18 protein-coding genes and 1 riboswitch are annotated in these 21,244 nt (G+C 31.5%); of the genes, 8 read left to right on the forward strand and 10 right to left on the reverse strand.

Annotated elements, in window-relative coordinates:
• Positions 1-326: 326 nt before the first annotated feature.
• Together N5D03_RS05445 and N5D03_RS05450 are read left to right on the forward strand one after the other, a co-directional pair.
• Positions 327-1,496, forward strand: a complete 1,170-nt coding sequence (locus tag N5D03_RS05445; RefSeq protein ID WP_280051110.1) for an IS4 family transposase — start codon at positions 327-329, stop codon at positions 1,494-1,496.
• Between the two features lie 147 nt (positions 1,497-1,643).
• Positions 1,644-2,111 (forward strand): hypothetical protein, encoded by a 468-nt coding sequence (locus N5D03_RS05450; protein WP_280051111.1) that lies wholly within the window; start codon positions 1,644-1,646, stop codon positions 2,109-2,111.
• Between the two features lie 80 nt (positions 2,112-2,191).
• Here the strand turns inward: N5D03_RS05450 and N5D03_RS05455 are convergent, their stop codons facing one another.
• The gene (locus N5D03_RS05455) at positions 2,192-2,662 is read right to left on the reverse strand and encodes a hypothetical protein (protein ID WP_089770025.1); all 471 of its coding nucleotides are present in this window, start codon (positions 2,660-2,662) and stop codon (positions 2,192-2,194) included.
• A 599-nt stretch (positions 2,663-3,261) separates the two neighbouring features.
• On the opposite strand from N5D03_RS05455, the gene N5D03_RS05460 reads away from it, so the two are divergent.
• From N5D03_RS05460 to N5D03_RS05470, 3 genes are all read left to right on the forward strand, one after another.
• The gene (locus N5D03_RS05460; RefSeq protein ID WP_115001161.1) at positions 3,262-3,903 is read left to right on the forward strand and encodes a DUF6266 family protein; all 642 of its coding nucleotides are present in this window, start codon (positions 3,262-3,264) and stop codon (positions 3,901-3,903) included.
• 569 nt (positions 3,904-4,472) lie between these two features.
• Entirely contained in the window at positions 4,473-4,679 is a 207-nt protein-coding gene (locus N5D03_RS05465; RefSeq protein ID WP_115002105.1) for a helix-turn-helix domain-containing protein, read from the forward strand.
• A gap of 77 nt (positions 4,680-4,756) precedes the next feature.
• Positions 4,757-5,593 carry a DUF1444 family protein gene (locus tag N5D03_RS05470; protein WP_115001159.1) on the forward strand — a complete coding sequence of 279 codons (837 nt, stop codon included), beginning with the start codon at positions 4,757-4,759 and terminating at the stop codon, positions 5,591-5,593.
• Between the two features lie 144 nt (positions 5,594-5,737).
• Here N5D03_RS05470 and N5D03_RS05475 read toward each other — a convergent pair whose 3' ends face one another.
• Both N5D03_RS05475 and N5D03_RS05480 read right to left on the reverse strand, forming a co-directional pair.
• Positions 5,738-7,687, reverse strand: a complete 1,950-nt coding sequence (locus N5D03_RS05475; protein WP_125349231.1) for an oleate hydratase — start codon at positions 7,685-7,687, stop codon at positions 5,738-5,740.
• 93 nt (positions 7,688-7,780) lie between these two features.
• Positions 7,781-8,656 (reverse strand): helix-turn-helix domain-containing protein, encoded by an 876-nt coding sequence (locus N5D03_RS05480; protein ID WP_125349232.1) that lies wholly within the window; start codon positions 8,654-8,656, stop codon positions 7,781-7,783.
• A 293-nt stretch (positions 8,657-8,949) separates the two neighbouring features.
• Here N5D03_RS05480 and N5D03_RS05485 point away from each other — a divergent pair, with 293 nt between their 5' ends.
• Both N5D03_RS05485 and N5D03_RS05490 read left to right on the forward strand, forming a co-directional pair.
• Positions 8,950-10,140 carry an MFS transporter gene (locus tag N5D03_RS05485; RefSeq protein WP_115001158.1) on the forward strand — a complete coding sequence of 397 codons (1,191 nt, stop codon included), beginning with the start codon at positions 8,950-8,952 and terminating at the stop codon, positions 10,138-10,140.
• 9 nt (positions 10,141-10,149) lie between these two features.
• Positions 10,150-10,587, forward strand: coding sequence for a hypothetical protein (locus N5D03_RS05490; protein ID WP_280051112.1), 438 nt, complete (start codon positions 10,150-10,152; stop codon positions 10,585-10,587).
• Positions 10,588-10,638: 51 nt separating this feature from the next.
• On the opposite strand, the gene aceA is transcribed toward N5D03_RS05490, so the two are convergent.
• Positions 10,639-11,916 carry an isocitrate lyase gene (gene aceA, locus N5D03_RS05495; RefSeq protein WP_257468114.1) on the reverse strand — a complete coding sequence of 426 codons (1,278 nt, stop codon included), beginning with the start codon at positions 11,914-11,916 and terminating at the stop codon, positions 10,639-10,641.
• Between the two features lie 77 nt (positions 11,917-11,993).
• A complete protein-coding gene (gene aceB, locus N5D03_RS05500; RefSeq protein ID WP_280051114.1) occupies positions 11,994-13,580 on the reverse strand; it encodes a malate synthase A in 1,587 nt (528 codons plus the stop codon).
• Positions 13,581-13,698: 118 nt separating this feature from the next.
• On the opposite strand from aceB, the gene N5D03_RS05505 reads away from it, so the two are divergent.
• Entirely contained in the window at positions 13,699-15,186 is a 1,488-nt protein-coding gene (locus N5D03_RS05505) for a helix-turn-helix transcriptional regulator (RefSeq protein ID WP_125349236.1), read from the forward strand.
• A 128-nt stretch (positions 15,187-15,314) separates the two neighbouring features.
• On the opposite strand, the gene N5D03_RS05510 is transcribed toward N5D03_RS05505, so the two are convergent.
• The 5 genes from N5D03_RS05510 to N5D03_RS05530 form a co-directional block, all read right to left on the reverse strand.
• A complete protein-coding gene (locus N5D03_RS05510; protein WP_181816318.1) occupies positions 15,315-15,488 on the reverse strand; it encodes a hypothetical protein in 174 nt (57 codons plus the stop codon).
• Between the two features lie 43 nt (positions 15,489-15,531).
• A riboswitch (SAM-I-IV-variant riboswitch) is annotated at positions 15,532-15,631 on the reverse strand.
• A gap of 67 nt (positions 15,632-15,698) precedes the next feature.
• Entirely contained in the window at positions 15,699-17,588 is a 1,890-nt protein-coding gene (locus N5D03_RS05515; RefSeq protein WP_280051115.1) for an ABC-F family ATP-binding cassette domain-containing protein, read from the reverse strand.
• Positions 17,589-17,623: 35 nt separating this feature from the next.
• Positions 17,624-18,805, reverse strand: a complete 1,182-nt coding sequence (locus N5D03_RS05520; protein ID WP_280051116.1) for an ABC transporter permease — start codon at positions 18,803-18,805, stop codon at positions 17,624-17,626.
• 6 nt (positions 18,806-18,811) lie between these two features.
• Positions 18,812-19,804 carry a biotin/lipoyl-binding protein gene (locus tag N5D03_RS05525; RefSeq protein WP_280051117.1) on the reverse strand — a complete coding sequence of 331 codons (993 nt, stop codon included), beginning with the start codon at positions 19,802-19,804 and terminating at the stop codon, positions 18,812-18,814.
• A 4-nt stretch (positions 19,805-19,808) separates the two neighbouring features.
• A complete protein-coding gene (locus N5D03_RS05530; RefSeq protein ID WP_280051118.1) occupies positions 19,809-21,191 on the reverse strand; it encodes a TolC family protein in 1,383 nt (460 codons plus the stop codon).
• Positions 21,192-21,244 lie beyond the last annotated feature (53 nt).

Consider the following 21,244-nt stretch of genomic DNA (forward strand, 5'->3'; position numbering starts at 1 on the left):
TTCCCACGCTTGGCGTCAGTTGCGAATTTCGGAACTGATTATTTTCTGTTAAAGATAAAATTTCTTGCGAAACGTGAACGTGAATTTACTACAAAATTCGCAATTGCGCCAAACGTGTGTTGGCTGACGTTTTTATTCAAAGTATTTTATTTCTCTTTTCCAAACATATAATTTTTTTCCATTAATTGATTTTGTTTGTTCAATCCAATTTTTTTTGTCATCAAATACATATTCAAAATCAATAGCGTCCAAAACGATTTAATAAAGAAAGGAAGTTTTTAACTCAAAGATTATCTTTGAGGTTGACCAAAAAACCATCCTTTCTTATGACAAATGTAACATTGTTTTCTCAAATTATTAGTAAACTCGATCGTTCAAAATTTAACAAACTTGTAAAAGAAAAACAAACCGATAAGCATCAAAAGGGTTTTTCATCTTGGACGCATTTAGTTTCAATGCTATTTTGTCAATTTGCTAAGAGTCAATCTGTACGTGATATTAGTAACGGACTTCGTTCTGCTACTGGAAATTTAAATCATTTAGGAGTTGAGCGCGCTCCGTCAAAATCAACTATAAGTTATCAAAACAAGCATCGAGATTGGGAACTCTTTAAATCGTATTATTTTGAACTATTAAATTCTTTAGGACAGCAAGCCAAGTTCAAGCAAGTAAAATTTAAAATTAAGAGCAAAATATTTCTTTTAGATTCCACCACGATATCAATGTGTTTAAGTCTGTTTGATTGGGCAAAATACAAGACTGCAAAAGGCGCTGTAAAAATGCACACATTGCTTGATTATGATGGTAATCTGCCATCCTATATCAATATTACAGATGGCAAAACAGCCGACAATAAAGGAGCTTACGACGTGCCTTTAATCAAAGGCAGTGTTATTGTGGCCGACCGTTTTTATAATGATTTTTATCTGCTAAACCTTTGGGACAGCAAAAATGTTTTCTTTGTAATTAGACATAAAGAAAATCTTCAATATCTCACTATAAAAGAAAATGAATTGCCTGAAAAAACGCATCAACACATCCTAAAGGATGAAATAATTGAATTGAAAAATCAAACATCAAAAGATAAATATCCAAAGAAATTGAGACGCGTTGTGGTTTGGAATGAACAAAATCACCAAACTATTGAACTCATCACAAACCAATTCATTTGGTCGCCAAATACCATAAGTGAACTGTATAAAAGCCGTTGGCAAGTAGAAATATTCTTTAGAGAAATAAAACAATTATTACATATAAAATCCTTTGTAGGAACAACACAAAATGCAGTAATGATACAAATATGGACAGCTTTAATAACAATACTTGTCCTTAAAGCATTAAAAGCAATGGCTCGGTATAATTGGCATTTATCAAATTTAGTGGCATTTATTAGACTCAATTTATTTGTGAAAATTGAACTCCAAAAATGGCTCGATAAACCATTTGAAGAACACTTTCAAAAGCAAGAAATTACTATACAAGGGGTTTTGTTCTGATTATTGAGTTTTTCGGTCAATAAACTCAATAGATTTAATAAATTTGTGAAACCTAAAATTTATTTAGGACAGTATTGATTTTATTTATATATTTGAAAAATATTTTTGATTATATCTTATTAAAACTAACATTAAAACAACTAAAAAATGAGAAAATTTATTTTATCCTTAGTATTTGCTTTAATTGCATTGCCATTATTTTCACAAACTGTAAAAGATGAAGTAGCTATCTTTCAAAACGCTTTTGGTATTGAAAAAAGAACGTTGATTGAAAATTATATGAAAGTTGACGAATCGAAAGCTGCTGAATTTTGGAAATTATACGAAACCTATGAAAACAGCAGAAGAGCCATTGGTTTAAAACGTATTCAAAACATTACAAAATACGCTGAAAATTACGAGAATTATACACCAGAAAGCATCAATGCTATAATGAAAAATGCTCTTGATGTTCAAAAAGAAATGACATCTTTATGGGGTTCAACTTATAAAAAAATGTCAAAAGTTATTACACCTGTGGAAGCTGCTAAATTCATCCAAGCGGAAATGTATTTTGAAAACACTATACGTCAAGCCTTATTAGAACAAGTGCCATTAATTGGAGAATTAAGATAATATTTTAAATTACACTTTATACAAATCGGAATAGCAATTAATGTTATTCCGATTTGTTTTTTTTTTATAAATTTGTAACGTTAATACTTTTTATCCGAATCAATATTTTTTGATAAAATCAAATTATTGTTTTTATCATAAAGATTAGTTGTATTTGAAAATTTATAAGAATTAAATTTTTGATTTACTAACTTACCCTCTTTATCATATTCGTTTTCACAAGAATTTAAAATCGTCTGGTCTTTATAATACCATATGACTTTTAATAGTTTATTGTTGATGTCAAATTCTTTATAGTAATTAATATAGTGAACCCAATAAGTTTGATACCACCAAATATTAAATCTTCTTTTTGTATATTCTTCGCTTAAAAAACCATTATGTCCGTAATCACCTTCGGTACTGAATAGTTTTCTATTTTGTCGATTTTCATCTAAAAATAGAAGTTGTTCTCTAATGGACTTTATTTTGCCGTAAATTGTGTCTTTTGGTTGTGAATATGAAATATTTTTTAGTAACGTCAAAAAGATTATTAACAACTTTAACTTCATAATTTATTATTTTAAGTGATTGTTGTTTGCAGCACGATTTTCCAAAATGTCTGCCAACATTGTTTTTTCACGAAACTGATCTAGCTTTTGTTTCGTAAAAAATCAACTATATCCGCATTTCGTAAAATTAGAAGCAAATATAATTATTTTTTTGTAAATAAGATACTTATAAAAACAATATTCATGTATCACGAAGTAATTTGATGTAGAATGTAATAATGAATGTATGGATAGCGAAACAAAGTATTCTTGCATCATTTTATTTTTACAATTTCAATTTCCTCCCACTTTTGTTCGTGTTTTCTTCGACCGTTCTTCGACGAGAATGCCGTTTTTCCGAAGATTCGTCGAACAATGGTCGAACAATGGTCGAACAAGACCAAAATTGACCAAAAATTCAACTTCTCTCTAGCTCTTATAAATAGGAGGTTAGCGAGGTTTTTATTTTGTTATATTACTATTATTGTGTAAAAAGCAACTGGACAAAAGTGGACAAATGCGGGCAGAGCAGGGCAAATGCGGGCACAAAATTGTGTTTTTGTAAATGGTGTTGTTTCTGTTGCTAACTTTATGAATATTAACAATAAAAACTTGCAATTATGGCAGAAATTAAAAAAGGAATCCTTGGTGGATTCTCAGGAAAAGTAGGAACTGTAGTAGGCGTTAATTGGCGCGGCAAAGACATTATCCGTAGTTTGCCAAAAAAATCTAAAAGCCAACCTACTGATTTGCAATTGATGCAACAAATCAAATTTAAGAAAATTATTGGTTTTTTGCAACCAATTCGTCTTATTCTTAATTTATATTTTGGGAATAGAGTCGGGCTAAAATCGCGCTACAACATCGCGACTTCTTATATGCTGAACAATGCATTGGAAATGGAGAATGGTTTACCTGTTATTGTATTAGAGCGTGTATTGGTGTCGAAAGGCGATTTGGTTGGCTTTTTACAACCTACGATAGAGACGGCAGGTGGGGATAGTTTCCAAATGAATTGGGAAGATAATTCTGGGCAAGGCAATGCGCAACCTTCGGATTTTGTGAATCTTGTTTGTTATTGCGAGGAACTAAATTCGTTCGAAGTGTTTCAGAATGTTGTAACTCGTGATTCTATGATTATAGATGTTACTTTACCAACGTATTACAATGGCAAAAAAGTGAATTTTTGGGCGTTTCTGAATAGTGAAACAAAGGCTATGGCGAGTACCAGTATTTATCTTGGCGAGTATATGGTTGTGTAAAGGTAGTAGTGAGGTAGTAGTAAAATGAAGTTCGTTGATTGGAGTGATTTTTCGGTACAATACTTTGTTTAACGGCGTAGAAGAGTGAAGAAGAATCGTATCGAAAATAGAATTTTATAGATGTTGTTCAAATTTATTTTGACCACATAGAAACATAGTTTTAGTTGTGATGGCTTATAAAGATTAGTTGAAAATACGAATAGGTAGACTACTAATTGGAAAGCAAAATCATTTGGTTCTATGTTTCTATGTGGTATTTTTTTTGCAAAGTGAATATGTGTTTTTTTTTCAACTTTATGTTTGGTGTAAAATTCTGGGAGAACCTTGCTTGTATTTATGGTTTTAATCCTAAAACTGTTCAACGATACATTGGTTTATTGTCGAACATAATCGATTTGAGTACTCTACAAAAAGTAGGGTGATAGCTAGATTTCGTGTAAAGGAATATTGTTTGTTTGGTAAATATTTGGTTATTAAGTATTTATTTTATAAATTAGTACATCTTAACATCAACTAAATATATGAAAAATGATTTATTTTTACAAAACGATGGAGAGGCATTAAAGGATATGAAGCTCCTGCTGATAGAATTCCAAAAAACTTTTCTACTATTAGAAGAAAATCAGAAATTCTATGATAACGCAGACCTAAAAAGTTTGCTTAACGTGAGTGACAAAACGTTGTATAGGATGAGGAAAACGAATAAGATTCCTTATATTAAGTTTGGAAATAAATTCTATTATCTAAAACAGTTTTTTAACCAAATGGCTCTTTGATAAGAGCTTTTTTTGTGGGGTGTTGGGAGTGGTTGAGATAGTGTGTATATTGGGGAATTATAGTTACGCAAAATAATATGAAAAAAATTCTACAATTAATTTTAAGTTTTTTAATGATTGCTTGTACTTCAGAAGTAGAAAAATTGACTGATAAACAATTTACGAATAAATATTTAGAGAAAATATCTGAGCAATATCCAACGGTAAATTTTGAAATAAAAGAACCTCTTGTGATAATTTCAAAGTTTGAAAATGAAGAATTTACGCATTATTTAGATAATTCTTTTAAAGAATATAATCTTAGCCCAACAGAACTTAATGAGATAATAGAACGATATGTAAATTCTTCAGGAAGTTTATATGAAAAGAAAGAAGAAATAAATATTAATCAAATCATTCCAATAATAAAACCATCAAGTTACTTCGAAGAACTAAAAAGAAGTGGAATTGAGACGCCTGATTTAATATGGGAAAACTATAATGAAGACTTGATAATTATTTATGCAGAAGATAAGGGAAATAGATTTAATTATTTCAATAATAACGAATTTGAAAAGCTAAACATAAAAAAAGATACTTTATTAGATTTTGCAAGAAGTAATTTAAATAACATTATTCCTAAGATAGAAAAAGTTGGAAAAAATGGTGAATATGGACTTATAGCGGGTGGAGATTATGAGGCAAATCTTATTCTTCTGAATACTCTTTGGACAAAGGATAATTTTAAAGTAGATGGAGATATTATTGTAGCTATTCCAAATAGAGATTTAGTTTTTATAATAGGTTCTAATAATAAGCAATCTATAGAAAAATTAAAAAAGAGTATACCTGAATATTACAATACTGGAAATCATCCTATATCAGATAGCTTTTATCGTTGGACTGGAACTAAATTTGAAAAAATATCACTATAGCTAATTATTTATTAATAAAAGCTGGTATAGTTTTTAAATAGAAAAAAATATAATAATACTCAAAAAGCTTCTAAATCTTTAGTGATTTAGAAGCCTTTATTGTTTTTAATACTATTGATAATCAGTATTGAACTGATAGTGATTTTAACCTCTAAAATGTCCTACCCATTCTTTGAATTTACCAAATTGTTCTAATAGAAAAGATTCTTTTTCTTCTTCCTCTTGTGGTGAATCTGATCCAATAGGTAGAATATGTTCAAAATAAGTTCCCTTTAAAACTTTATTCAATAAACCTTCACCCATGAATGGTTTATCATCGTTCAACGTTTTAGTTGCTTTTAATAAATGACGAATGTCGTATTGTAATGGATTAATGTCTGGAACTTGCTTATTTAAATTAAGTAATTCATAAACTGCAATACGTGCGGTACGAACAGAACTTTCCATTGTGAAAACTACATCGTTATTGGTTTCTACAAATTGACCTACTAAACCTAGATTCTTACACTCATCTGGAACTACTTGTGGGCGGTCTCCTTTTGCTCTAGGCATAAACATAGATGTGATGTAAGGCATATAAGCAGAACGAGTGATTGTATTCTCAATAACGTCGTCTATTTGGTCTTCAATTCCTAAATGATAACATAATTCTGTTAGGATTTCGTTTCCTGTACAAGTAGGCATTGTTTTCTTAATGTAGTTTCCTTCTTTATCCATAAATAATGCATAAACCCAAAGTACTAAAATATCATCTGGTTGTGTAGGAAAATGTGGTTGACGATTACACGTAAAACTCATTAACCAATTAGAATCTGTAATGGTAATAATTCCACCTGTAACAGTTTGACCTGAATATGGATCATTAACAGAATATTCTTTTAGTTTTTCTACTAATGCAGAAGGTTTACAAGTTAAAGTAACAGATTCCCATGAAGATTTTTCAATATTCCCACAAAATTTTTCTGGACGACCAAAAACAGGAGATTTAGCAGAAAGGTTTTTCCATAGTTTCCACCCTGCACTTTGACCACTAGTATTATTATCTATCGCTAAAACTGGTGCCGTTGTATTATCTCCATACGCAGTATCTTCAGTCATAGAACCAGTAGTTACAATAACATAATCATTTGGTGTGACAGGAATAATTACATCTTGTCCATCTTGTTCTGTTATAATTCCTTTGACTACTTTTCCTTCTGTATTAATTAATAAATCTAAATCTTTAACCAGTGTATTTAACTGAATTTTTACTCCTTTTTCTTTTAACCATTTACCTAATGGCGTAACAAAAGTGTCGTATTGATTGTATTTAGGAAATACCAATGAAGAAAGATCATTTAAACCATCAATCGCATGTAAAAAGCGATGCATATATAATTTGAATTCTAGTAAACTATGCCAATTCTCAAAGGCAAACATTGTACGCCAAAATGTCCAGAAATTACTTTCTAAGAATGATTGATTAAAATAATCTTCAATTGTTATATCATCCAACTCTTCTTTTTTCTTTAACAAAAGTTTGATAATAGCTAATTGATCTTTCTTATTCAAACCAAATTTACTAAAGTCTTTTACTTTCCCTTTTTCATGAATTAAACGTGCAATAGAATAATTAGAATCATTATCATTTACTAATCTATATTCGTCTAAAACACTATAAGGTTCTGGTAACTCTAATGCAGGAATGTCTTGGAAAATATCCCATAAATTCTCGTAGGTACAATCCATTTCTCGACCTCCTCGAATTATGTAACCATCTTTTGCATTTCCAGCTCCATCTAACGAACCTCCTTCTACCTGAAGTTGTTCTATAAATGTGATATTCTCTGGAGTGAAATGTCCGTCTCTAATAAAATAATAGGCAGTAGCTAAACCTGCAATACCACTTCCCACAATATATACCTTACTGTCCTTATAAGATTTTGTAGGAATTCCTTTATTGCGTTGGTAATTTCCTATTTGATCAGAGAAGGGATAAGATTTTTCTGGAGTGTTTCTTGGTGTTTCTTTACTTGCATCTGGTTGATGATCAATATTTCCGTAGATAGTAGAATGATTTAAAACGTTGTCAAATTTTGAAGTAACTTTATCCATAATTATTTATTTTAAGATTCTAGAATAAAATTACGCTTTATTACTTTTCTAAAGTATCCCGAAATTCGTCATTTGTATCCCAAATTTCTTTTTTTATATATGTTGTTGTTTTCTATATTGTTGAGGAGAAATTGAAGTGTATTTTTTAAAAAACCGACCAAAAGATGAAGAAGAGTTGAAACCTAGATCTAATGCTATTTGGACAATTGTTTTCTCTGAGTAGCCAAGCAAAACATACGCTTCTTTTAATAAATACTCGTCAATAATAACATGTGGAGTTTTCTTAGTTGCTTTTTTTACAAGGTGAATCAAATATTTATTTGTAATAAACAATTGATCTGCATAAAACTGTACGTCTTTGTGAGCGATAACATTTTCTTGAACAAGTTGTGTAAACTTACAAAATAGAGTGTTGATTTCGCGGGAATAATTTTTATTTTCTTTTGAATATTGTTCAGCAATTATAGAGGCAGATTCAAGAAGTAAAGTAAAAATAATCGATCGAATAATATCTTCTAAGAACAAAACATTTCTTTCTCGTTGTTCTTGAAGATAATTGATTAACATTAAAAGATGATTCGCATCTTTTTTATTTGCCTTACAAACTGTAAAGTTTTGATGTGTAAACAAATTAAGTTTATCAATAAAGAAAGGATTAGAAATGTTTTTAAGGAGAAAGTTTTTCTCAAAAAACAACAATTTCATTCTAAAATTAGAGTTAGTATCTAGAATTTTCAAAACAGTAGAAGGAGCAGAAATCAAGAATTCGTTTTGAGTAATAAAATATTTCTGAGAATCTATCTCAACTTCTATCGAGCCAGATAAACAAATACAAAATGCATAAAAGTCGATTCGAAAAGATCTTTCAGGAAACGCAAAAATTGGATTTCCTGATGAGATATAATATAGTTTATTACAATTTACGCCATAAAAAGACAAGGTCTCTTTTAGGTTTTCATAGTTTTTCATGCTTGAAAATAATAGTTGGTCAGATCGTTTTTTTAGGGTAGTAGAATTGATATAGCAAAAATAAGAATTGTTTAGTAAGTAATTAAATACAATAAGGTATTTTAACTGTATTCTAATGTAAAAGTTATTTTCATATCAACTAAGTAGTTCTTAAATAAGAAATTTCATGAATATAATCAATGAAATATCGGCTAACAATGTTGAATGATGTAGTAATTTTTTGTAACAAGTAATACTTTTGGATTGTGTAGTTTGTTTCGGTTAAGATAAATTACCTTTGCAAAAAATCCGTTATGTTTTCTGCCATTAATAAAAAATTAAATTTAGATCCCGTTTATAATCTCCATTTTATTTTAATGTGTTTGAGTTCGTTGTTGTTTTCAGCGAGTTTTAATATGATGATTCCCGAGCTACCTGCTTATTTAAGCAGCATGGGAGGAGCAGAATACAAAGGATTTATTATTGCATTATTTACCTTGACAGCGGGAATTTCGAGACCTTTTAGTGGAAAATTAACCGATAAAGTGGGGCGGGTACCTATTATGGCAGTCGGTTCTATTGTCTGTTTTGTGTGCGGAATTTTATATCCTGTTTTAACAACCGTTTCAGGTTTTTTATTTTTGAGATTGGTACACGGCTTTTCGACAGGTTTCAAACCCACTGCAACAGCAGCTTATATTGCAGATATTATTCCGCGCGAACGTTGGGGCGAAGCATTGGGCTTGCACGGAATTTGTTTCAGTATCGGAATGGCAATTGGACCTGCATTGGGAAGTACAATTACATTATATACATCGATTAATGTGATGTTTTTTACGTCTTCGTTTTTTGCATTATTATCGATATTGATTTTATTCAATATGAAAGAGACCTTGCAAAATAAACAAAAATTTTCGTTCGGATTATTAAAGATTTCGAAGCAAGATGTTTTTGCAAAAGAAGCTTTGCCAGCGGCATTGATTACGTTTCTTTCGTATGTTGCTTATGGTTCTATATTGACATTAATTCCAGATTGGACCGAACATTTAGGTTTTCAAAATAAAGGGGTTTTCTTTATGTTATTTACAATATCATCTATGATGGTTCGTTTCTTTGCAGGTAAGATATCTGACCAAAAAGGGCGTGTGTTGGTGATAAAATTAGGCTTAGTTTTATTGATTATTGCATTGGTACTTTTGGCTTCTATTGATGCAAAAATAGGGTTGATTTTAGGGGGGTTGATGTATGGCATTTCAACCGGAATTCTTTCACCTGCACTAAATGCTTGGACGATAGATTTTAGTAAACCTGATGAACGTGGAAAGGCGATGGCAACAATGTATATTGCGATGGAAGCGGGGATAGGACTTGGAGCATTGTGTGCGGGTTGGTATTTTCAGGATTATTTGGATCGCATTCCGATGGTGATTTATGTTTCGGCATTTATCTGTCTTTTGGGAACCATTTACATGCTGAGATTTAAGAATAAGCCTCAAACAATTTAATTGAAAGAAATGAAAGCAGAATTATATCAATTTATAGCACAACAAATCGAAGATAAAATAACGTATTTGAATGGTTTGATTGACGATTTACGTGCTTCAAACAACGATACTAAAAGTAGTATGGGTGATAAGTATGAAACGTCGCGCGAAATGATGCAACAGGAAATTACTCGAATTCAAAATCAATTGAATGAAGTTTTAATTCAGCAAGACGTGTTTTCTAAAATAAAAATTGTGGAGAACAAAACCATTGGTTTAGGTAGTTATGTTGAAACTACGATGGGAAATTTCTGTATGGCGTGTAGTTTTGGGGAAATTATTTTCGAGAATAAAAAGATATTTGTCCTATCAACTCAAACTCCTTTGGCTAGAATCTTGGTTGGAAAATCGGAACAAGATACTTTCGAAATGAATGGAAAAGTTTTTGTAATTAGTAAAATTAATTAAGATAAAAAAGGACGTAGTTGCGGTACGTCCTTTCTAATTGAAAAGTATGTATTAGAATTGTGCGGCTTCCGTACTTTCGGCCATAGCTGTAGTAGATGAAATGCCTTGTTGCACTGTGTTTTGTACGTAATCGAAATATTGTGTTCCTACAAAAGATTGGTGTTTTACAGCTGCAAAACCTTCTTCTTGTAACGCAAATTCTTTTTCTTGTAATGCCGAATATCCCGCCATTCCTTTGGCTTTGTATGCACGTGATAACTCGAACATAGAGGTATTCATCGCATGGAAACCTGCTAAAGTGATGAATTGGAATTTGTATCCCATTTCAGCTAAATCTTCGCGAAATGTTTCCATTTGAGCTTCTGTTAAATGTTTTGCCCAATTAAATGAAGGCGAACAATTATAGGCTAACATCTGATTTGGATATTTTTCTCGAATCGCTTGTGCAAATTCTCTTGCCATTCCAAGATCTGGATTAGATGTTTCCATCCAAATTAAATCAGCATAAGGCGCATAGCTTAAACCTCGATTAATTCCTTGTTCCAAACCATTTCTCACATTGTAAAAACCTTCAGAAGTTCTACTTCCTTGTATAATAAAAGGTTGATCTCTTTCATCAATATCCGAAGTAATCAAATTCGCAGCTTCTGCATCAGTTCTTGCAACCAATAGAGTAGGAACGCCGCAAACATCTGCTGCTAAACGAGCTGCAACCAATTTGTTAATTGCTTCTTGTGTTGGAACTAAAACTTTTCCTCCAAGATGACCACATTTTTTGGCTGATGACAATTGATCTTCGAAATGAACGCCAGCAGCACCAGCTTCTATCATTTGTTTCATCAATTCATAAGCATTCAAGTTTCCTCCAAATCCAGCTTCTGCATCGGCAACAATTGGTACCATATAATCAATGTTTCCCTGTTCGGTAACAGATTGTATTTCATCGCGACGACGCAACGCATTGTTAATACGTTTTATCACCATTGGAACCGAATTGGCTGGATACAATGATTGATCTGGATACATTTCTGCCGAAAGATTTGCATCTGCAGCAACTTGCCATCCCGAAAGATAGATTGCATCCAAACCAGCTTGCACTTCTTGTATGGCTTGATTACCATTCAAAGCGCCTAAACCCGCCATAAATGGCTTCGAATTTAAACCTTCCCAAAGTTTCTTAGCACCTAATCTTGCTAAAGTGTAATCGATGTCCAAAGAACCTCTTAATCGAATAACATCTTCTGCTGAATAAGGACGAACAATGTCTGTCCAGCGTGGATTAGTTTCCCAATCCTGCCGAATCTTTTGAATTCTTTCTTGATTGCTCATAATTGTGTTTTTTGTGTTTTGTTTATGAATGTGTGTTGTGTGTGTATTTCTTTTTGTGTGTGTCTGGTTATAAGGGCTTAATCAATATACTTATAGGCTTCTAATGTTAAAAATTCGGTAAACTTGTGCGATAAAACTAATTCGTCAAAGATTGAAATAGCTTCTTCAAATCTTCCGTTCAAATAGTTTTCCTCACCAACTAATTTTTTTATTTTTTGAACCTCTTCGGCTCTTAATTTTTTGTATTTGTCACTGTTAAATTCGCATCCGTTTTCTAACGTAATCGACTGGCTTAACCATTGCCAAACCTGCGTACGAGAGATTTCTGCTGTTGCTGCGTCTTCCATTAAGTTATATAAAGCTGCGGCTCCTTTTCCAGATAACCAACTTTCGATGTATAAAATTCCGACATTAATATTGTCTCTAATTCCTTGTTCTGTAACTGTTCCTTTTGGCAATTCTAACAAAGCCTCGGCAGTTGTTACAACATCTTCTCGCTTATTGGAAATTTGATTAGCTTGTGGCATATATTCGTCAAAAATATCTTTTGCGACTTTTACCAAAGCAGGATGCGCAACCCACGTTCCATCGTGTCCATTTTTTACTTCGCGAAGTTTATCATTCTTCACTTTTTCAAAGGCAATTTCATTGACTTTTTCATCATTCTTAATCGGAATTTGAGCAGCCATTCCACCAATTGCATGTATGTTTCGTTTATGACAACGTTGGATAACTGCTTGCGAATATGCAGCCATAAAAGGCGAAGTCATCGTAACTTGTGAACGATCTGGAACAATAAAATTTGGGTGTTTCTTAAATTTTTTGATATAAGAAAATATATAATCCCAACGACCGCAGTTAAGGCCTGCGATGTGGTCTTTTAATTCGTAAATAATTTCATCTAACTGAAAAGAAGCTGTTATAGTTTCGATCAAAACTGTAGCTTTAATCGTAGCTTGTGGAATGTTTAAATAATTTTGTGCGAAAACAAAAACATCGTTCCACCAGCGTGCTTCTAGGTGATGTTCTAATTTAGGAAGATAGAAATAAGGCCCACTTTGCTTGGAAAGTAACGTGTGTGCATTATGGAAAAAATATAAACCAAAGTCAAATAGTGAGCCTGATATTTCTTGTTTATCTATTATGATATTCTTTTCATTCAAATGTAAACCTCTCGGTCTTACAAGCAAGACAGCAGTTTTTTCGTTTAATTGATACTTTTTTCCATTATTTTCGAATGAAATAGTACCATTTACAGCATCTCTTAAATTTTGTTGTCCTTGAAGATTGTTATCCCATGTAGGAGAATTACTATCTTCAAAATCGGCCATAAATGTTTTAGCGCCAGAATTTAACGCGTTAATTACCATTTTACGGTCAACAGGACCAGTTATCTCAACGCGTCTGTCTTGTAAATCAGCTGGAATAGGAGCTGATGTCCAATCACTATTTCTGATTTCTTTTGTTTCTGACAAAAAAGTTGGAAAATTACCCAAATCAAAAAAGATTTGTCTTTCTTGTCGATTCGCCAAAAGTTCTAAACGTCTTTCGTTGAAATTTTTGTGTAAAGCTGTTAAAAATTTAACCGCTTCGGTTGTCAAAATATCTGGATAACTATCCAGCTTATTCTGCGATAATTTTAATTCACTTGTAATAGTATCCATTTTTTTGTGTTTTTGTTGTAATTTTGGTTTTGGTTATTCGAGCGGAATTTTACTTCCAGCGAACGTTCGCTAAATTATAAAAATTCGTTTACATTTACCAAATATTTTTGAAAAAATTATGCAAGAAGAATACATTAAATTAATTTTTGGGTTAAAACTAAAACAATTAAGAACGGCTAAAGATTTGTCGTTGTTTAAGTTATCTAAGTTAACTGGACTTTCGAAATCGTATTTGAATGAGATCGAAAAAGGTAAAAAATATCCAAAAACTGATAAAATTGTTGCTCTTGCCGAAGCGTTGGAAATTCCTTATGATGAGATAGTTTCTTTAAAATTGGATAAGAATTTAGCGCCAGTCGCTGAGATTCTACAATCAAATTTATTGCAAGAAATTCCTTTGGAACTCTTCGGAATTGAAGAAAGAGATTTAATTGAGATCATTTCTAACGCACCAATGAAGGTAAATGCGTTCATTTCTACGTTGATTGAAATAGGTAATAATTACAATCTTACACGCGAAAGTTTTTTCTTGGCTTCGTTGAGGTCTTTTCAGGAAGCAAATGATAATTATTTCCCTGAAATTGAAAAATCTGCAAAGAGTTTTTTACAAGAATATTTGATTGAATCAGAAGATTTTGTAAAAAATGAAACGATGGAAGAAATTCTGAAAGAAGAATATAATTATACCATTCTTTATGAAGATTTCACTTCGTTAGGAGGGAAGGATTTAGCGAAATTACGTTCTATTTTTATCAAAGAGAAAAAGCTGTTGTATATCAATATTAATTCTGACAATGATCAAAAACGATTTATTTTAGCGAAAGAATTAGGCTATAATTATCTTGATTTGAAGGAACGTTTGTATACATTTTCGTGGGCAAGTTTTGATAATTTTGATCAATTGTTAAACAATTTTTATGCATCTTATTTTGCTGGAGCTTTGTTGTTACCAGAAGAAAAACTGTTGAAGGATATGCAGAATTTGTTTGCTATAGAGCATCATGATTTGTCTAAATTTCAAGAAATTCTTGGAAAATATACCGAATCACCTGAAACGGTTTATCAACGAATGACAAATTTGTTACCCAAACATTTTAATATTCGTGATTTGTTTTTCTTGCGTTTGTCAGCAAAAGTTGGTTCAAATTCATATAAATTAACGAAAGAACTTCATCTTAATCAACAACAATCGCCACAAGCAAATGAAACGGATGAGCATTATTGTCGTCGTTGGGTTTCGTTAAATGTTTTGAAAGAATTGGAAAAACATCAAGATGATCATCATGAGATTTCTGCACAAATTTCGTTGTATCCGTTCAATAATAATCAAAAATATTATGTAATTTCTTCTGCAACGAAAGATCCATTCAATCCAAATTATTTACGAAGCGTAACGATTGGTGTATTGTACAAATCAGCTCAACGTAAAGTGAAATTTATGAATGATCCCTCAATTCCTGTAAAAGAAGTTGCGGTTACGTGTGAAAATTGTGGTATGAAAGACTGTGCTGAACGTGTTGCTGAACCAATTCGTTTTGAAAAAGATATCCGAAATAAACGATTAAATGTTACGATTAATGATTTTATAAAAGAGCAGAGTAAGTAATATTATCTACCATAAAATAAAAAGGAGAACTTGTTTCAAGTTTTCCTTTTTTTATGTTTAATCTAAATATTCTAATCTATTTTCAACTAATATTACATGATGTTGAAGCGAAAATGTGTTTCCTCTTTCTATGGTTGTGCAATCAAAATTACGGTATTGTAATTCGTTGAATAATGTTTTGACATAACATCTTCTTGCAGAATTCCAAGAACTGTTCCTACATTTTGATTAAAGCGTTCGATTAATTCGTTGTCAGTTAATTCACGAAATAATACGACAAATTCATTTTTTAGATTTTCCATTGTTTTAATTTTTTAATGATAAAAACAACAGGATAGAGTGGAGAATAACCTTTTATTTTGGCGTTTGCCCTCATTCTATACCACCGTAGCGCGGTTTTGGCTCGGTTGGTGTTCTGATTTTTCAGAAACTCCTGATGATTGATAGAGTAAATATAGGCATAAATTTTAAAAACAAAAAAAGGAACTCAAAAAAGTTCCTTTTCAATATTTTTATTCGGATAATTCTAACCAACGGAATTCTTTTTCCTCTAATTCATCTACAATTTTTTGTAGTTCATCTCCAATAGTTGCGATTTTGTCATAACCTAAATTTGGGTCGGAAAGTAAATTTGTTAATTCTTCTTTTTTGGCTTCAAGAATTGGTAAAGATTTATTAATTTCTTCTAATTCTCGTTGTTCTTTAAACGATAATTTTTTTGGTTTTGTCTCTACAATCTTCTCTTTCGATTCAACTTTTTCCTGAATAACGATTTCTTTTTCAACCTTTTTATCGTCAGTTACAGGCTTGTTTTTATTCTCGATGTGATATTCTGTATATGTTCCCATATAACGAGAAATTTTTCCTTCGCCTTCAAAAATCATCAATTCATCGACCACTTTATCCATAAAATATCTATCGTGGGAAACAACTAATAAACAACCTTGATATTCTTCTAAGAAACTTTCAAGAACCGTTAAAGTAGGTAAATCTAAATCGTTTGTTGGCTCATCGAGAATCAAAAAGTTAGGATTTTTATACAAAATTGCTAATAATTGGAGACGTTTTTTCTCTCCACCACTCAACTTTGAGATAAAAGTATGTTGTTGTTCTGGCGTAAATAAAAACATTTCTAAGAACTGTTCTGCACGCATTTCTTTTCCATTAGAAAGAGGGAAAAAATCTGCAATATCTTTCACAAACTCAATGACACGTTCGTCGCCTTTAAATTCTATTCCATCTTGTTTAAAGTGTCCAATATTTAAGGTTTCTCCACGTTCAATTGTTCCAGAATCCATCGTTTCGATTCCTTCTAACATTTTCAAGAAAGTGGTTTTTCCAACACCATTTTTTCCGACTAAACCAATTTTTCCACCACGAGCGAAAATATAAGAGAAATCATCTAAAATTTTCTTTTTCCCAAATGCTTTCGAAACATGTTCCATTTCGATGATTTTTTGCCCCAAACGCGTCATCACCATCTCTAATTTTACTTGTTGATCAATAATTTTATGTTTAGCAACTTTTTCAGTATCATAAAACGCGTCAATACGAGATTTAGATTTTGTTGTACGAGCTTGCGGTTGTCGACGCATCCATTCAATCTCCTTACGATAAAGGTTTTTCGCTTTGTCAATTGTCGCATTTTGATTTTCGATACGCAATGCTTTGTTCGTAATATAAGTTTCGTAATTTCCCGAATGTACATACAATGTTTTGTCCTCCATTTCGAGAATTTTGGTACAAATTGCATCTAAGAAATAACGATCGTGCGTAACCAAAATCAATGTTTTGTTTTCTTTGTTCAAGAAATATTCAAGCCATTCCACCATTTCAATATCCAGATGGTTGGTAGGCTCATCTAAAATCAAAAGAACATATCCAGTTTCGAAACTTAAATCAATCAAAAATTTTGCTAAAGAAATACGTTTGCGCTGACCTCCAGAAAGTTTTCCAATTTTTTGATCCAAGAAATCAATCTTCAATTTTGATAAAATTTCTTTGATTGTTGGCTCAACTTTCCATGCATCTAAAACATCCATTTTTCCCATTAAATCAATTAAATCAGGATTTGTTGGGTCATTTTCGATCATGTTTTCATATTGACGAACAACATCTAAAACTTCATTCGAATGATTGAAAATATATTCTTCACTTTTCAAGTTTTCGTCAAAGTCATCACTTTGATCCAACATCAAGATTTTAACACCTTTATTTGGACGAACTTCGCCAGAATCGGCAGTTTCTAATCCAGCTAAAATTTTAAGTAAAGTAGATTTTCCACTTCCATTTTTTGCTACGAATGCGATTTGGTCTCCTTCATTTACATGAAAATTTACATCTTCAAATAAAGTTCTGATTCCGTATGATTTGGTTAGATTTTCAACTGTAAGAAAATTCATAGTTTATTATCTGTTTTGTAAATTAAAAAAAGATGCTAAATCTTTTCTGTTTCGATTTGTTTCATCGATTGTTTAGCTTTTCTTATTTTAACGATTAGAATAGCCAAAGATAAGACAAAGCAAATACTTCCTATTACAATTAGATTATTTAAATGTGGTTGAATTAACGCAGGATCGCCTTTTTCGATGAAAAGTATTCGGAATATTTTCAAATAATGTGTTAATGGAATGCAATCTGCAATTGCTTGAATCCATTTTGGCATTTGACTTAAAGGCCATGTAAATCCACTTAAAATGAAACTTGGTGTTGCAACAACCATCAAAACTTCAGTTGCTTTTAGTTGGCTTGGAAGGAGAATGCTGACTAAAAATCCTAAAAAGCAAACGGCTAAAATGAATGCAAGAGAAGAAGTGAAAAATGGCCAAAATTCGGTTTCTAATTTCATGTCATAAAACATTCCGAACCAATAATACAGCATATATATAAATACTGACATAAATAAATAAGGAAAAGTTTTGACGAATAAAATGGTAAACGGATTAGATGATTTTGAGATTAATTCATTAAATGTTCTGTTCTCAAATTCTGAAGCAAATGAAAGTGCTAAACCTAATAATAAAACCTGTTGCAAAACGGTTAATAAAACACCTGGAAGCATAAAATATAAATAGTTTCCACTTCTGATATTTTGGCGAATCATGGTAGATTTGAACGGTTCGTAGCTTTGTGTTGCAATATATTCTGGAACGCCTTGTTTTCGAGCTGTTTCTATTGAAATTCCGGCTTTCATTGTTGTTAGAACTGTCGTAATTGCGATTGCTGCTGTATTAGAAGTTAACGTGTTTGAAGCATTTACAAAATAAGCAATTTCGGGTAATTTTTTTTGTTGTACATCAGACTGAAAGTTTCGAGGAATAACAACCACAACTTCAGCTCCGATTGCTAAAGCTTTATTCTTAGAATCAAATGTTGAAGGTAAAACTTCAGCAACTTTCACCGATTCATTTTCATCTAACATCTGAATAATTTTCTGACTTGTCATCGTATGATCTTCGTCTACAACAATAATTGGTAAATTGGTTACATTTCCTTTTTTATAAACATTTCCGATCAGAACACCATACATAATAGGTGCTCCCAAGAATAAAATTGGTAAAACAGGATTCTTGAAGAAAAGTTTGAATTCTCGTATAATTAAATGAAAAATCGTTTTCATCAGAATTTATTTAGCGTTAAGATCCAAAATTACATTTGCTTTTGTCAATAGTTGAGCAGCTTGTTTATAGTCAACAGGAACAACTTTCACTTCATATTGCGATTGTTGTTGATCAATATCAGGATAAGCAGTCGAAATATTTGCATACGAATTAAGAACTTTTATCGAAACAATTTTACCTTTCAAAACCATATTATTTTTATAAGGAACTTTTAAATTGACGATTTGATTTTTTTGCAATTGCCCGATTTTATTCTCAGGAATTGTAAATCTAAAAAATGTAGTTTCTTCCAAAATTCCGTTTGCAATAGAATATCCAGCCAAAGCTAATTCTCCAACTTTTAGATTAATTGTTTCAACCGTCATGTCTTGTGGTGCTTTGATGTGTCTTTCCGCCTCAGCAACATCTACTTCTTGCAAAGCTCCCAAAGCACGCTCTTTTTGTCCCAAAGCCATTTGTTGTTGTTCTACACGCGCTCCATTTTCGGCATCAGCTAATTCCGCTTTTGCAGCTAAATATTGATTTTTAGCACCTTGATATTTAGCATAAACTTCATCATAACTTTGTTGCGGAACAAGACTATCTCGAAGCATATTTTTTAATCTATGATTTGATTTTTCTGCATAATCTAATTGTTCTTTCAAGCCAGCAACTTTTGCACGCAATTGTTTCAATTGATTATCTGTTGCACCTTTTTTAGCCATTTCATATTGAGCTTCGGCAGAATTTACTGCGCCTTCAGCTTGACTTTTCTTCGCGTCAACTTCTGGTAATTGTAAAACAAAAAGCGTTTGTCCTTTTTTTACTTCATCGCCTTCGTGAACTAATATTTGATCTATTTTTCCTGGGATTTTTGTTACAACACTAATTTGATCGCGCTCAATTTTACCTTGAAAAATAGTTTGCTCTTCTTTTTTATTTTCTTTGTTAGATGATTTACAATTTGTAAAAAGAATTAATCCGCTTAAAGCAAAAATATAGGATAATGTATTTTTCATGATTCTAATTTGATAATTGATTAAATAATTCTCCAGATGTTTGAAGTAATTCGTAGGTTTTAGAGCGTTGATCTAAGATTTGAGCATAATAACCTAGATTGGCTTTGTAATAATCATTTTCAGCAGCCAAACGCTCGGTTACATCTATTAATCCTTCTTGAAATCGTCTTGAAGCGATTTCTAAATTATTTGTTGCAATGGTATTTTGTTGATTATTTACTTTTAATTTTTCAGTAGAAGTTTCGTAATCAATTTTGTTTTTACTTAATAATAAATTCAGTTTTTCTTGGGAATCTTGTAACTTGTTTTCATTTATTAAAATGTCAGTTTTTGCTTGTGCTAATTTATTTTTATGTTGTCCGCCATCCAACAATTCCCACTTTGCGCCAATACCAATCAAAATATTAGGGAACATCGAAAATTGGTTCATTTTTAAATTAACATCACCTAATACATCACCATCTTTTAATTTGAAATGACTTCCAAAAATTGAGGTGTAATTGGTATTCGCGAATGCAAAAACTTGCGGTAAATGTGAACCTTTTTCCTTTTGATACAGAAATTCGTAAGCTTTCACAGAGTGTTCAAGTGCTTTCAACTCTTTTTTATTTTCTAAAGTATAGCTTGAAGCAAGAATGTCAATTGGGGTAAGTTCATATTGAATTTGTTGAAGATCTTTTTCAGACAGATGCGTTAAAGTTTCTAATTTTTTGTACAGTAATTGTCGATTACCATTCAGTTCTACTTGTCGAGCTTCTAATTCTAGCATTGCTAATTTTATTTTTTCACGATCGTATGGAATAGCTAAACCATTTTGAATTGCTTTCTGCACTTTAAGATGTTCTTTATCCAATCGTTTTGCAGAATTTGAAATTAATTCTTCTACTTTGACCAATAACATCAATTGATCATAAGTTTGTAAAATATCTTTGGTTATAGTTTCTTTTTCGGCTTCTTTCAAATAATCTAAAGCAGTACTTTTTTCCTGAATAGCATTCAACGCATTTGGAATTTGTAATCCCGAAAATATAATTTGAGTAGCGTTAACTCCCACAGTAAATAATCCTGCTGAGGTATTGAATCTTTGATTACCCGAAAACAATTCTGTTGACAAAATATCGATTGATTTGGTTGGAATATCGATAATTCCGTTCGAGTTTAGATAACCACCCAGCGCAATTGCAGATAAACTTGGTTGTTGTTTACCTTTTACTTCGTTATATTGGTAATTGTTTTTCTCGACTTCCAATTGTTTATTTTTTAATTCGTAACTCGACTCAATCGCTTTTTCAACAGGCAATCGAAGTTGCGGATCAATCAATTGTTGTGCAAATCCCGAAATAGAAGTCAATAATGGAATAAAAGATAAATATCGTATAATAGGCATCCTATAATTTTAGCATAAAATTAACAAAAAATATACCATGAATAAAAGTCAAT

It is taken from the genome of Empedobacter sp. GD03861 (assembly GCF_029840885.1).
Classification (GTDB): domain Bacteria; phylum Bacteroidota; class Bacteroidia; order Flavobacteriales; family Weeksellaceae; genus Empedobacter; species Empedobacter falsenii_B.